The organism is Stenotrophomonas sp. FBCC-B152 (assembly GCF_059134105.1).
This window is the reverse complement of the sequence record NZ_CP101442.1, coordinates 976,093-989,483: the sequence shown is the minus strand read 5'-3', so window position 1 is coordinate 989,483 and position 13,391 is coordinate 976,093. Positions and strand designations below refer to the sequence as shown.

General features: G+C 66.2%; 11 protein-coding genes. 10 read left to right on the top strand and 1 reads right to left on the bottom strand.

From position 1 onward, the window contains the following. Positions 1–28: 28 nt before the first annotated feature. Positions 29–835, top strand: a complete 807-nt coding sequence (gene rpsB / locus NMB40_RS04795) for a 30S ribosomal protein S2 (protein ID WP_214901093.1) — start codon at positions 29–31, stop codon at positions 833–835. Between the two features lie 125 nt (positions 836–960). Then, positions 961–1,839 carry a translation elongation factor Ts gene (gene tsf, locus NMB40_RS04790; RefSeq protein WP_282248460.1) on the top strand — a complete coding sequence of 293 codons (879 nt, stop codon included), beginning with the start codon at positions 961–963 and terminating at the stop codon, positions 1,837–1,839. A gap of 596 nt (positions 1,840–2,435) precedes the next feature. Here the strand turns inward: tsf and NMB40_RS04785 are convergent. Continuing rightward, on the bottom strand, positions 2,436–3,131 hold the full coding sequence (locus tag NMB40_RS04785; protein ID WP_448142347.1) for an AIM24 family protein: 696 nt from the start codon (positions 3,129–3,131) through the stop codon (positions 2,436–2,438). Positions 3,132–3,405: 274 nt separating this feature from the next. Here NMB40_RS04785 and NMB40_RS04780 point away from each other — a divergent pair, with 274 nt between their 5' ends. From NMB40_RS04780 to bamA, 8 genes are all read left to right on the top strand, one after another. Further along, positions 3,406–4,905, top strand: a complete 1,500-nt coding sequence (locus NMB40_RS04780) for an HDOD domain-containing protein (protein WP_494360315.1) — start codon at positions 3,406–3,408, stop codon at positions 4,903–4,905. 124 nt (positions 4,906–5,029) lie between these two features. Then, complete coding sequence (gene pyrH, locus NMB40_RS04775) at positions 5,030–5,758, top strand: UMP kinase (RefSeq protein ID WP_448142345.1); 729 nt, start codon at positions 5,030–5,032, stop codon at positions 5,756–5,758. Between the two features lie 47 nt (positions 5,759–5,805). Beyond that, the gene (gene frr / locus NMB40_RS04770; RefSeq protein ID WP_282247928.1) at positions 5,806–6,363 is read left to right on the top strand and encodes a ribosome recycling factor; all 558 of its coding nucleotides are present in this window, start codon (positions 5,806–5,808) and stop codon (positions 6,361–6,363) included. Between the two features lie 5 nt (positions 6,364–6,368). Then, positions 6,369–7,139, top strand: a complete 771-nt coding sequence (uppS, locus tag NMB40_RS04765; RefSeq protein WP_494360314.1) for a polyprenyl diphosphate synthase — start codon at positions 6,369–6,371, stop codon at positions 7,137–7,139. Continuing rightward, positions 7,136–7,960 carry a phosphatidate cytidylyltransferase gene (locus NMB40_RS04760; RefSeq protein WP_282247930.1) on the top strand — a complete coding sequence of 275 codons (825 nt, stop codon included), beginning with the start codon at positions 7,136–7,138 and terminating at the stop codon, positions 7,958–7,960. The genes uppS and NMB40_RS04760 overlap by 4 nt, the downstream gene beginning before the upstream one ends. Positions 7,961–7,962: 2 nt before the next feature. Further along, complete coding sequence (locus NMB40_RS04755; RefSeq protein ID WP_494360313.1) at positions 7,963–9,153, top strand: 1-deoxy-D-xylulose-5-phosphate reductoisomerase; 1,191 nt, start codon at positions 7,963–7,965, stop codon at positions 9,151–9,153. 34 nt (positions 9,154–9,187) lie between these two features. Next, on the top strand, positions 9,188–10,546 hold the full coding sequence (gene rseP, locus NMB40_RS04750) for an RIP metalloprotease RseP (protein WP_494360312.1): 1,359 nt from the start codon (positions 9,188–9,190) through the stop codon (positions 10,544–10,546). 73 nt (positions 10,547–10,619) lie between these two features. Continuing rightward, on the top strand, positions 10,620–13,043 hold the full coding sequence (gene bamA / locus NMB40_RS04745; RefSeq protein WP_448142341.1) for an outer membrane protein assembly factor BamA: 2,424 nt from the start codon (positions 10,620–10,622) through the stop codon (positions 13,041–13,043). Positions 13,044–13,391 lie beyond the last annotated feature (348 nt).

Sequence of the window (13,391 nt, the reverse complement as noted above, 5' to 3'; positions counted from 1 at the left end):
CGGCCGGTTCCCTATCAGGAGTAGTGCAATGCCCCAGGTCACCATGCGCCAGATGCTGGAAGCCGGCGTCCATTTCGGCCACCAGACCCGTTACTGGAACCCCAAGATGGGCCAGTACATCTTCGGCGCCCGCGGCAAGATCCACATCATCAACCTGGAAAAGACCGTTCCGCTCTTCAATGACGCGATGAACTTCATTTCCAGCATCGCGCAGAAGCGCGGCACCATCCTGTTCCTGGGCACCAAGCGCAGCGCCCGCGAGTCGATCCGCGAAGAAGCCGAGCGTTGCGGCATGCCGTTCATGAACCAGCGTTGGCTGGGCGGCACCCTGACCAACTTCCGTACCGTGAAGCAGTCGGTTGCCCGCCTGAAGGAACTGGAAGCCGGCGAAACCGACGGCACCTTCGACAAGCTGGTCAAGCACGAAGTGCTGGGCCTGCGTCGTGAGCGCGACAAGCTGGAAGCTTCGCTGGGCGGCATCAAGGACATGAACCGCCTGCCGGACGCGATCTTCGTCATCGACATCGGCCACGAAGACATCGCCATCAAGGAAGCCAAGAAGCTCGGCATCCCGGTGATCGCTGTCGTCGACACCAACTACAACCCGGAACTGGTCGATTACGCGATCCCGGGCAACGACGACGCCATCCGTGCCGTGCAGCTGTACGCCCGCGCCGCTGCCGACGCCGTGCTGGAAGGCAAGGCTGCTGCTCCGCACGCTGCCACCGTCCGTGAAGAAGAGTTCGCCGAAGCCCCGGCTGCCGAAGAAGCCAAGCCGGCCCGCCGCGCTCCGGCCAAGAAGGCTGCTGCCGACAAGGGCGAAGCCCAGGCCTGATCCAGGCCCGCGGTGGGCGCCTGCGCCCACCGCTCCTGTCCGCTGCCACTGGCGCGATGACAGGATGCTGTCACATGGGCCGGCCACGATGCCGGCCCAACCCCTTTCTTTCGTGAGGAATTCCCGTGGAAATCACTGCTTCCCTGGTCAAGGAACTGCGCGAGCGCACTGGCGCCGGCATGATGGAGTGCAAGAAAGCACTCACCGAAAACGGCGGCGACATCGACGCTTCGGCGGAGTGGCTGCGCAAGTCCGGCCTGGCCAAGGCCGACAAGAAGGCTGACCGCGTTGCTGCCGAAGGCATCATCGTGACCGCACAGGACGGCAACAAGGCCGTGCTGGTCGAAATCAACTCCGAAACCGACTTCGTCGCCAAGGACAGCAACTTCCTGGACTTCTCCAAGGCCGTTGCTGACGTTGCGCTGAGCTCGGGCGCTGCCGACATCGACGCACTGAAGGCCGCCAAGCTGCCGTCGGGCGAAACCGTCGAAGAATCCCGCGCTGCGGTCATCGCCAAGGTCGGCGAAAAGGTCGACGTGCGTCGCATCGTCCGCCTGGAATCGTCGAACAACGTCGCTGCCTACGTGCACGGCGGCCGCATCGGCGTGCTGGTTGAACTGGCCGGCGGCACCGCCGAGCTGGCCCGTGGCCTGGCCATGCACGTGGCTGCCATGAACCCGCCGCACAACAAGGCTGCCGACGTGCCGGCCGAGTTCGTTGCCAAGGAAAAGGAAATCGAACTGGCCAAGATGTCCGACAAGGACAAGTCCAAGCCGGCCGACATCCTCGAGAAGATCATCAGCGGCAAGATCGCCAAGATCGTCAACGAAGTCACCCTGTACGGCCAGCCGTACGTGCTGAACACCGACCAGTCCGTCGAGCAGGTGCTCAAGGCCGCCGGCGCAGACGTGATCGGCTTCAAGCGCCTGGCTGTTGGCGAAGGCATCGAGAAGGTGGTGGAAGACTACGCCGCCGAAGTGATGAAGCAGGCCGGCCTGGCCTGATTCACCGCCTCAAGCGATGAAACTTGAAAGCCCGGCGCAAGCCGGGCTTTTTTGTGGGTGTTGTGCTGTGTTTCGAAGGCGCTGCGAAGAGCAGCGTTTCAGTTGCTACGAGCTGGGGAGGCCAACGGGCAGCCCCGCTCCGGGACACGCCGTAAACCCATCCCTGGGGGCTTGGCAAAAACATCCATGTTTTTGACAGTCCCTACGGGGGCTGCCCGCCGGCCTCCCCCGACAGATGGTCGCAGGCGGACACGAAGAGCAGCCACGCAGGGCGGGGCTCTACGCGCAGCAGCGCCCGGGTGTCGTAGGGTCGGTTCCCAAACGACCGCCGACGATACTCATAGGCCCGGTAACGCATGACCCAGAACGAAGATCGCCGTTGATCTCCATTGGCCACCGACCAACTGTCAAGGGGTCGGCGGCGGTGGGTTTGCGGGACCGTAGAGCGCCATGGATGGCGCGAACGAGCCCCCATGGATGGGTTTACGGCGTGTCCCGCAAACCCACCGCCGCCGGCCCCAGCGCGGCACACGCGGAGACCGAGGCTGTTGCTGTTGCTGTTGCTGTTGCTGTTGCTGTTGCTGTTGCTGTTGCTCTCAGCCCTTCGCCTGGAACGTAACTTCCTCATACGGCTGCACCACCACCCAGCCTTCGCCGGCGAAGCGCAGCTGCAGGGTTTCGCCCGAACCGCGCCCGACCAGCGTGCCCAGCGAAATGTCGGTGACGATCTCGGGCGTCAGCGAACCCGACCAGGCCACCGTCGCGTTCGGGTCGGTGAACACCGGGCCACCCTGCGCCGTCACCGGCAGCGTCAGCGGCTCGTAATGCGAGGTGATCGCCACGATCCCGTGGCCGCTCAGGCGCATGTTGAACAGCCCGCCCGAGAGCATGCCCGCCACCTTGCGCATCATCGTGATCTTGGACTCGATGCCCGTCTCGAACGCCAGCACGTCGTTGCCGTTGACAAAGATCGACTCGCCCGCCAGCCGCAGCAGCGTCACCTGCTTGCCCGCATCAGCCAGGTAGGCCCGGCCCTGGCCCTCGATCTTCATCAGCTGCAGGCCCTCGCCACTGATCATTTTCTTGAACAGCGTGCCCAGGCCCTGCTCCAGCAGCCCCTGCCGGGTGAACTTCACCGCGCCCTTGCGCGCCACCATCGAGCCGGCCTTGGCCCAGACCATGCCATCCACCCGCACCTCCAGCATGTGCAGGCTCTCAAGCTCGAACGCGTCCGCACTGACGTCTTTTTCGTGCGTGCTGGCAAGGAATTCCTGAAGCGACTTCACGGCCATGGGGTCCATCCTTTTTTATTGGAGGCCGCATGGTACCCGCGCCACCCACCGCCGCCCAGCCGCGGACGCCACTTGTGCCACTCCCCCATCCGCTGGCGAATGTGGTACCAAAGACCTCATTGCCCCGCCCCACACGATCTGCCCGTTGGTTTTGCTTCGAAAGGCACCTCGGCCCCCACCTGTCGACGGCATAATTTCCTACAACGCAAGTACCGATACTCAAATCTGTGACGCACTCCATGTATTCTTGCCACATCACCTCAGTATTCCCGCCATGCCTCCCGAGCTGACAGCCGCCCTGGCGCTCTGCCGCAACCTGCCCTCGCCGCCCGGTATTGCCCTGCGCATCATCGAACTGGCGCAGGACCCGGAAACCGACATCACCACCGCCGCCGACGTCATCGCCATCGACATGGCGCTGAGCGCGCGCATGCTGCGCATCGCCAATTCGCCGCTGTATGCCAGCCGCCGCCGGATCGAGAACCTGGGCCAGGCACTGACCATGCTGGGGCTCAATGCCACCGTCAGCCTCGCCCTGGGCTTCACCGTCACCCAGGACCTGACCGCCCCCGGCCAGGGCCAGGACGTGCGCGAACGCGCCTGGCGGCGCAGCATCCTCAGCGCGCTGGCGGCCAGCCTGCTCGGCCAGGCCCGCGGCCTGCGCAAGGCCGAAGAACTGATGCTGGCCGGCCTGCTGCAGGACATCGGCGTGCTCGTGCTGGCCCAGAGCGAGCCCGAGCGCTACCTGCCGCTGCTGCGCCAGGCCTGCGACAACGAGGCGCTCATCGCCCTCGAACGCGAGCACCTGGACTGCACCCATGCCGAGGTGGGCGCGTGGATGGCCGAACAGTGGGACCTGCCGCGCTACCTGGTGGACGCCATCGCCCGCAGCGAGTCGCCGGCCGCCGCCGAGGACAATTTCCAGGCCTGCGTCGCCCTGTCCGGCGCCGTCGCCGACATCTGGCTCAGCGCCGATGCCGATGCCGCCCGCGAACACGCTCTGCAGCGGGTCAACGAGACCCTGAAGCTGGACAGCGCCCAGTTCGACCAGGTGCTGGCCCGGATCGGCGAGGCCCTGCCCGAGATCAGCGCGCTGTTCGAGACCACGCTGATTTCGCCTTCGCGCGTGCAGCAGCTGATCGACCATGCCCAGGAACTGGCGACCCTGCGCAACCTGCGCGAAATGCAGGATGCCGCCCTGGCCCGCCAGCGGGCCGACGAATTCGAAGCACGCGCCAACAAGCTGGCCGAACAGGCCCACCGCGACGCCCTCACCGGCGTGCTCAACCGCCGCCAGCTCGAGGCCGTGCTGGAGCAGGAGTTCCTGCGCGCCACCCGGCACGGCTGGCCCCTGTCGGTGGCCTTCATCGACCTGGACGATTTCAAGAAGATCAACGACGCCCACGGCCACCTGCTCGGTGACCAGGTGCTGCGCGAGTTCGCCACCAAGCTGCAGGAACACCTGCGCAACAGCGATACCGTGGCCCGCTTCGGCGGCGAAGAATTCATCGCCCTGCTGCCCAACACCACCGAGGGGGTGGCGCTGGACGTGGTGCGACGGGTGCTGGCCAGCATCGTCAACACCCCCATGGCCGAGGTGGCCGACGGCCCGCTGTTCGTCACCTTCTCCGCCGGCGTGGCCACCCAGGGCGGCTATGAGCGTTTCGCCGATGTTCAGGACCTGCTGAAGGCCGCCGACGACGTGTTGTACCGTTCCAAGAACCTGGGGCGCAACCGCGTGATTGCGCGTTCACCGGGGACCGCCACGGCCTGAATGGAGTCAGGAAGCGGCGATCCACCGCTGTGGCAGGGCTGCGCCGCAGTGCAGCAGATTTTCCACGCCGAGTGCCGCCGCTTCCAGTAGAATTCCCGCGTTTTCCACGCATCCAGAGGCCACCATGTCCAATCTTTCCTATCGCCGCATCCTGCTGAAAGTTTCCGGGGAGGCACTGATGGGGGATGAGGACTACGGCATCGACCCCAAGGTCATCAACCGCCTGGCGCGGGAAGTGATCGAAGCCCAGCAGGCCGGTGCCGAAGTGGCGCTGGTCATCGGCGGTGGCAACATCTTCCGCGGCGCCGGCCTGGCCGCAGGCGGCATGGACCGCGTCACCGGCGACCAGATGGGCATGCTGGCCACCGTGATCAATGCGCTGGCCATGCAGGACGCGCTGGAGAAGCTCGGCGCCAAGGCCCGCGTGATGAGCGCGATCAAGATCAACGACGTGTGCGAGGACTACATCCGCCGCCGCGCCATCCGCCACCTTGAAAAAGGCCGCCTGGTGATCTTCGCCGCCGGCGTCGGCAGCCCGTTCTTCACCACCGATTCGGGTGCCGCGCTGCGCGCCATCGAGATCGGCGCGGACCTGCTGCTCAAGGCCACCAAGGTCGACGGCGTGTATGACAAGGACCCCAACAAGTACAGCGATGCGGTCCGTTTCGACTCCCTGAGCTACGACGAAGTGATCCGTCGCGGCCTGGAAGTGATGGACACCGCCGCCTTCGCCCTGGCCCGCGACAGCGACCTGCCGCTGCGCGTGTTCGACATGGGCCAGCCGGGCGAACTGCTGAAGATCCTGCACGGCGAGAACATCGGCACCCTGGTCCGGGGCCGCGACAACGCCTGAGAGGGGATATAATCGCCCGATTCCCAGTGACATCCAGGATTCGGGCGATGCTCAACGATATCAAGCAGGACGCGCAGACGCGCATGGCAAAGAGCATTGATGCTCTGAAGCACTCCCTCACCTCCATCCGTACGGGCCGTGCCTCGCCGTCGCTGCTGGACCGCATCACCGTCAAGGCCTACGGCAGCGACACCCCGCTGAACCAGGTCGCCTCGATCTCGGTGTCCGAAGGCATCTCGCTGGTCATCACCGTGTTCGACAAGGGCATGATCAAGGACGTCGAGAAGGCGATCTACGCCTCCGACCTGGGCCTGACCCCGAACGTGTCCGGCACCGTGATCCGCCTCAACCTGCCGCCGCCGACCGAAGAGCGCCGCCGCGAACTGGGCAAGCAGGTGCAGAAGGAAGGCGAAGGCGCCAAGATCGCCGTCCGCAACATCCGCCAGGATGCCAACAAGGCCATCGCTGCCCTGCTCAAGGACAAGGCGATCAGCGAAGACGACAAGAAGCGCGGCGAAGACGACATCCAGAAGCTGACCGACAAATCCATCAAGGACGTCGATAGTGTCGTGGCCGACAAGGAAAAGGAACTGATGCAGGTCTGAGCCCGATGACCCAGGCCCCGACCAGCAGCTCCACCGCCGCCGTGCCCCGCCACGTTGCCATCATCATGGATGGCAACGGACGCTGGGCGCAGAAGCGTCGTCGTCCGCGCGTGATCGGCCACCGGGCCGGTGCGCGCGCGGTCAACCGCACCATCGATTTCTGCCTGGAGCGTGGCATCGCCGCGCTCACCCTGTTCGCTTTCTCCAGTGAAAACTGGGGCCGGCCGAGCGATGAAGTCGACGCGCTGATGAAGCTGTTCCTCAATGCCCTGGACCGCGAGGTGGATGAACTCCACCGCCGCGGCGTGCGCGTGCGCTTCATCGGCGAACGCGAGCGCTTCGGTGCCGGGCTGGTCAGCCGCATGCAGCTGGCCGAGCAACGCACCGCCGGCAACACCGCCATGACCCTGAGCATCGCCGCCAGCTACGGCGGCCGCCAGGATATCGCCCGCGCCGCACGCGAACTGGCCGCCGACGTCGCGGCCGGGCGCCTGCTGCCCGAACAGATCGACGAAGCGCTGCTGGGCAGCCGCGTCGCCCTGGCCGACCTGCCGCCACCGGATCTGTTCATCCGCACCGGCGGCGATACCCGCGTCAGCAATTTCCTGCTGTGGCAGCTGGCCTATACCGAACTGTGGTTCACCGAGGTGCTGTGGCCCGAGTTCGACGCCGCCATCCTGCAGCAGGCGCTCGACGCCTACGCTTCCCGTGAACGCCGCTTCGGGCTGACCAGCGCCCAGATCGCCGCCCTGGCCACCGAGACGTCCACCCCATGACCAAAACCCGAGTCATCGCCGCGCTGATCATGGCGCCGGTCGCCATCGCCGCGATCCTGCTGCTGCCCACCCAATGGCTGGCCGCCGCTGCCGCCGCCGTGTTCCTGATCGGCCTGTGGGAATGGCTGAAGCTGGCCGACGTCGAAGACACCCTCGCCCGCACCGTGCTGCTGGTGCTCAACCTGCTGCTGATGGTGCTCATCGTGTGGGCCGATGCCGGCACGCTGGTGCTGTACCAGATCGCCGCGCTGGTCGGCATCGGCTGGTGGCTGCTGGCCCTGCTGTGGCTGCGTTTCTTCACCTTCGGCGCCGAGCCGGGCAGCCGCGCCCGCGCGCTCAAGCTGCTGGCGGGCAGCCTGGCCATCGTGCCGGCCTGGGCCTCGCTGGTGCTCATCCACGCCAGCGGTGACAAGGGCCACCTGTGGCTGCTGACCGCGCTGGCCGTGGTCTGGGCGGCCGATTCGGGCGCCTACTTCGCCGGCCGCACCCTGGGCCGCACCAAGCTGGCCCCGCGCATCAGCCCCAACAAGACCTGGGAAGGGCTGGGCGGCGGCATGCTGGCCGGCCTGCTGGTGGCCCTGGTGTTCGGCTGGATCGCCGGCATCGCGCCTGGCCACGTGGTCGGCCTGGTCATCACCACGGTGGTCGCCGTGTTCGCCTCGGTACTGGGCGACCTGTACGAAAGCCTGCTCAAGCGCCATGCCGGCGCCAAGGACTCCGGCCACATCATTCCGGGCCACGGCGGCGTGCTGGACCGCATCGACGGCGTGCTGGCCGCGCTGCCGGTGTTCGCGCTGGGCAAGGAAATCTTCGGATTCTGAGCATGCAGAGCACTACCGCCCCCCGCCGGGTCGCCGTGTTCGGTGCCACCGGGTCGATCGGCGCATCCGCGCTGGACGTGATCGCGCGCCACCCGGACCGCTACCGCGCCAGCGTGCTGGCCGCCGGCACCCAGGTGCAGGCGCTGGTCGCGCTGTGCGTGATCCACCGGCCCGCGCATGCGGTGATCGCCAGCGACGCACTGTATGCGGAGCTGCGCGAAGGCCTGCGCGCCGCCGGCCTGGACACCCAGCCGCATGCCGGCGCCGCCGCGCTGGACCAGCTGGCCGCCAGCGATGCCTGCGACACCCTGGTGGCCGCCATCGTGGGCGCGGCCGGGCTGTCCTCGACCCTGGCCGCCGCCGAGGCCGGCAAGCGGATCCTGCTGGCCAACAAGGAATCGCTGGTCCTGGCCGGTGAGCTGCTGATGCAGCGCGCCACCGCCGCAGGCGCCGAAATCATCCCGATCGACAGCGAGCACAGCGCGATCTTCCAGTGCCTGCGCTCGCGCGATGCCAGCCTGGACCAGGCCGGCGTGCGCCGGATCCTGCTCACCGCTTCCGGCGGCCCGTTCCGCGGACGCACCCGGGCCGAGCTGGCCGAGGTCACCCCGGCCCAGGCCGTTGCCCACCCGAAGTGGTCGATGGGGCCGAAGATCTCGGTGGATTCGGCGACGTTGATGAACAAGGGGCTGGAGGTCATCGAGGCCCACCACCTGTTCAACATCCCCGGCGAGCGCATTGAAGTGCTGGTGCACCCGCAGAGCCTGGTGCATTCGCTGGTCGAATTCGTCGACGGCTCCACCCTGGCCCAGATGGGCCTGCCGGACATGCGCACCACCCTGGCCGTGGGCCTGGGCTGGCCGCACCGGATCGAATCCGGGGTTGGCGGGCTGGACCTGCTGACCCACGGCCGGCTGGATTTCGAGGCCCCCGACACCGACGCCTTCCCCTGCCTGGGCCTGGCCTGGCAGGCGATGGCCGCCGGCGGCACCGCCCCGGCGGTGCTCAATGCGGCCAATGAAGTGGCTGTTTCAGCGTTTCTTCAGGGGCGGATCGCTTTCCTAGCCATTCCAGCCCTGGTGGCTAACGCTCTTTCAACACTGCCTTCAGCGTCCGCCGATACACTGGAGGGCCTGCTGGCTGCCGACCAGCACGCCCGCCAGATCACCCAAGCCGCCATCGACCACGCCTGAATGCCCTTCCCGCTCCTTTCCCGCGACGTCCACCATGGGTGAATTCATCGGCTCCGTCTGGTGGATGATCGTCAGCCTTGGCCTGCTGGTGACCTTCCATGAGTTCGGTCACTACTGGGTCGCGCGCCGCTGTGGGGTGAAGGTGCTGCGCTTCTCGGTCGGCTTCGGCAAGCCGCTGTGGATGCGGCGCAACCGCAACGGCACCGAATTCGCCATTGCCGCCATTCCGCTGGGCGGTTACGTGAAGATGCTCGACGAGCGCGAGGTCGAGGTGCATCCGGCCGAACGCGGCCTGGCCTTCAACCACAAGAGCGTCTGGCAGCGCATCGCGATCGTGGCCGCGGGCCCGATCGCCAACCTGGTGCTGTGCGTGGCCCTGCTGTGGGCCATGTTCGTATTGGGCAAACAGGATTATTCGGCCACTATCGGCCGCACCACCGGCATGGCCCAGGTGGCCGGCCTGCAGGCCGGCGACCGCGTGCTGAGCGTGGATGAGCGCAGCGTGGTCACCGCGGGCCAGGCCGCCATGGCCCTGACCACGGCCGCCATGGACCGCCACGACGCGAAAGTGGAGGTGGTGGATGCGCAGGACCAGATGCGCACCCGCACCCTGCCGCTGTCGCAGCTGCCGGCCGGCTTCGATGAGCGCTGGGTGGCCTCGCTGGCCGGCCTCACCTGGCAGTTCCACCTGCAGCCGGCACTGGTCGAACAGGTGGTGCCCGATTCTGCCGCCCAGGGCGTACTGCTGCCCGGCGACCTGGTGGTGGCCGTGGATGGCCAGCGCATCGATGCGGCCGACCAGGTCTCCCCGGCCATCCTCGCGCTGGGCAAGCGCGGCGGCCCGGGCATGATCGAGGTGCTGCGCAACGGCGAGCGGCTGGCGCTGGAAGTCACCCCGCGCCAGGGCAAGGATGGCCGCGGCCAGCCCACGTGGCAGATCGGCATCGGCTTCCCGCAGGCCAGCGCCCCGGCCTATGACACCACCCTGCAGTACGGCCCGCTGGCGGCCATCCCGGCGGCGCTGCGCGAAACCGCGCGCGCGGCGGGCGATTCGCTCGGCATGATGCGCCGCATCGTCACCGGCAATGCCTCGCTGCAGAACGTTTCCGGCCCGGTCACCATTGCCCGGGTAGCCAACCAGACCGCCCAGCGCGGCCTCGATTGGTTCGTCTGGTTCCTGGCCGTGCTCTCGCTCAGCCTGTGCATCATCAACCTGTTGCCCATCCCCATCTTGGACGGCGGGCACCTGCTGTATTACCTTATCGAGTTGGTCAAGGGCAGCCCGCTTAGCGAGCGTGCCATGGCGGCGGGCCAATACATCGGCCTGGCCATGCTGGCCGGACTGATGGGACTGGCGTTCTACAACGACATCCTCGGTCTGTTCCCGCGATGAACTTTTACCCTTTTGTCGTCGTCTTATGCGCCGGCATCCCGCAACATCGTATTCGACTCCAACCGGACGTGACATGACGCGACTCCCCAATCGCCGCCTGCTTGCCCTCGCACTCGCCGCCGGTTTCGGCGCGCCCGCCCTGGCCCAGGCAGCCGAGCCCTTCACCGTCAGCGACATCCGTGTCGATGGTCTGCAGCGCATCACCTCCGGTACCGTGTTCACCTACCTGCCGGTGGAACGTGGCGAGACCCTGACCGACAACAAGGTCGGCGAGTCGATCCGTGCCCTGTACAAGACCGGCTTCTTCGAGGACGTCCAGCTTGAGCGGCAGGGCGACATCCTGGTGGTCACGGTCAAGGAACGCCCGGCGATCAACAAGCTGACCGTCACCGGCAACAAGGACATCAAGAGCGACCAGCTGCTCAAGGGCCTGAGCGACATCGGCCTGAGCGAAGGCGGCACGTTCGATCGCCTGAGCCTGGACCGCGTGACCCAGGAACTGCGCCGCCAGTACAACGACCGTGGCAAATACAACGTCGAGATCACCCCGACCGTCAGCCCGCTTGACCGCAACCGCGTGGACATCACCATCGCGATCAAGGAAGGCAAGGCCGCCAAGATCCAGCACGTGAACCTGGTCGGCACCGAGAAGTTCGAGTCCAAGGACATCCTGGAAACCTGGGAATCCAAGGAGCACAACTGGGCGTCGTGGTACCGCCGCGATGACCAGTACTCCAAGGAAAAGCTGTCCGGCGACCTGGAAAAGCTCAACGCCTGGTACCTGGACCGCGGCTACGTGGACTTCAGCATCGATTCCACCCAGGTCTCGATCAGTCCCGACAAGCGCGACATGTTCATCACCGCCGGCGTGACCGAAGGTGAGCAGTACAAGATCTCCGAGATCAAGGTCACCGGCGACACCATCCTTCCGCAGGAAGACGTGGAGCGCATGCTGATCCAGAAATCCGGCGATACGTTCTCGCGCGCCCTGCTGGAATTCAGCTCGGACGCCATCACCAATTCGCTGTCCAACATCGGCTACGCGTTCGCCAAGGTGAACCCGATCCCGACCAGCAACCGCGCCGACCGTACCGTGGCGATCAACATGCAGGTCGTGCCGGGTCCGCGCGTGGGCGTGCGCCGCATCGTGTTCAAGGGCAACACCCGCACCTCCGACGAAGTGCTGCGTCGTGAAATGCGCCAGTTCGAAAACAGCTGGTACTCGCAGGCCGCGATCGACCGTTCCAAGATCCGCCTGCAGCGCCTGGGCTACTTCGAATCGGTGGATGTCGAAACGCCGCCGGTGACCGGCAGCAACGACCAGGTCGACGTGGTGTACAACGTCAAGGAAACCACCTCGGGCAGCTTCGTGTTCGGCCTGGGCTATTCGCAGTCCTACGGCATGACCACCTCGGTGCAGCTGTCGCAGAACAACTTCCTGGGCGGCGGCAACCGCGTGTCGGTCGAAGCGTCGCGCAGCAGCTACCTGCAGCGTTACGGCTTCTCCTACACCAACCCGTACTTCACCGACGATGGCGTGTCGCTGGGTTACAACCTGTCCTGGCGCGAACTGGATTACTCCGACTTCAACACCGCGCAGTACAACAGCACCAACGGTGCGGCGCAGGTGGTGTTCGGCGTGCCGATCACCGAGAACGACACCGTCTCGCTGATGGTGGGCATCGACAGCAACCAGATCACCACGTACCAGGGCTCCACGCCGCAGTCGATCATCGATTACATCAACGCCATCGGCAGCAAGACGTTCCACTCCTGGCGCACCGAACTGGGCTGGGCCCGCGACACGCGTAACGACTACTTCATGCCCACCCGCGGCATGTACCAGCGCGTGGGCCTGGAAACCACCCTGCCCGGCTCGACGGTCGAGTACTACAAGCTGAACTACCAGGTTTCCAAGTACTGGCCGATCATCCCGTCGCTGGTCATCAACACCCGCGCCGAAATCGGCTACGGCGACAGCTACGGCAACGACGTCACCCGCGACCTGTGCTACACCGCACCGACCACCGCGAACCCGAACCCGACCCAGACGGTGGACTGCAACACGTCCTCGGCTGACTATGTGAAGACCGTCACCGCCTCCGGCCTGCCGTTCTTCGAAAACTTCTACGCCGGTGGTACCAACTCGGTGCGTGGTTTCGAAGACAACACCCTGGGCCCGCGCTCGGAGCCGACCGCGTCGTACAACCGCGGCCAGCCGCTGGGTGGTTCGCTGAAGACCGTCGGCTCGATCGAAGCCTACTTCCCGCGCCTGTTCGACAGCCCGTCGGCCCGCGTCTCGGCGTTCTTCGACGTCGGTAACGTGTACACCGGCGTGGACAACTTCAAGGCCAACGAGCTGCGTGCCTCGGCCGGTGTCGCCCTGCTGTGGCGCGCCCCGGTCGGCCCGATCTCGATCAGCTACGCCTTCCCGCTCAAGAAGGAAGACGGCGACGAAATCGAACGCCTGCAGTTCACGTTCGGTGGCCAGTTCTAAACCCACCGATCGCACACAAAGACGCCGGGCATTGCCCGGCGTTTTTGTTTGTGGCGTTGGGGAAACGGCGAACGGCGAACGGCAGCGTTTCCATTGCTGCGTGCTGGGGAGGCCGACGGGCAGCCCCGCTCCGGGACACGCCGTGAATCCATCCCTGGAGGCTTGGCAAAAACATCCATGTTTTTGACAGTCCCTCCGGGGGCTGCCCGCCGGCCTCCCCCCAAGGATGGTCGCGGGCGGATCGCAAGAGCAGACACGCATGGCGTGCCCCTACGGGCCGGGCGCGCCTGCTTTTGATTTCCCGTGGCCACCTGTCATCCGTCGAAGGCGGGTCGGGGCGGGTTTGCG

Coding starts and splice junctions, on each gene's coding strand:
- NMB40_RS04785 (WP_448142347.1), bottom strand. CDS start 3,131: ATGGCCGTGAAGTCGCTTCAGGAATTCCTTGCCAGCACGCACGAAAAA.
- NMB40_RS04780 (WP_494360315.1), top strand. CDS start 3,406: ATGCCTCCCGAGCTGACAGCCGCCCTGGCGCTCTGCCGCAACCTGCCC.
- NMB40_RS04760 (WP_282247930.1), top strand. CDS start 7,136: ATGACCAAAACCCGAGTCATCGCCGCGCTGATCATGGCGCCGGTCGCC.
- NMB40_RS04755 (WP_494360313.1), top strand. CDS start 7,963: ATGCAGAGCACTACCGCCCCCCGCCGGGTCGCCGTGTTCGGTGCCACC.
- rpsB (WP_214901093.1), top strand. CDS start 29: ATGCCCCAGGTCACCATGCGCCAGATGCTGGAAGCCGGCGTCCATTTC.
- frr (WP_282247928.1), top strand. CDS start 5,806: ATGCTCAACGATATCAAGCAGGACGCGCAGACGCGCATGGCAAAGAGC.
- pyrH (WP_448142345.1), top strand. CDS start 5,030: ATGTCCAATCTTTCCTATCGCCGCATCCTGCTGAAAGTTTCCGGGGAG.
- uppS (WP_494360314.1), top strand. CDS start 6,369: ATGACCCAGGCCCCGACCAGCAGCTCCACCGCCGCCGTGCCCCGCCAC.
- bamA (WP_448142341.1), top strand. CDS start 10,620: ATGACGCGACTCCCCAATCGCCGCCTGCTTGCCCTCGCACTCGCCGCC.
- rseP (WP_494360312.1), top strand. CDS start 9,188: ATGGGTGAATTCATCGGCTCCGTCTGGTGGATGATCGTCAGCCTTGGC.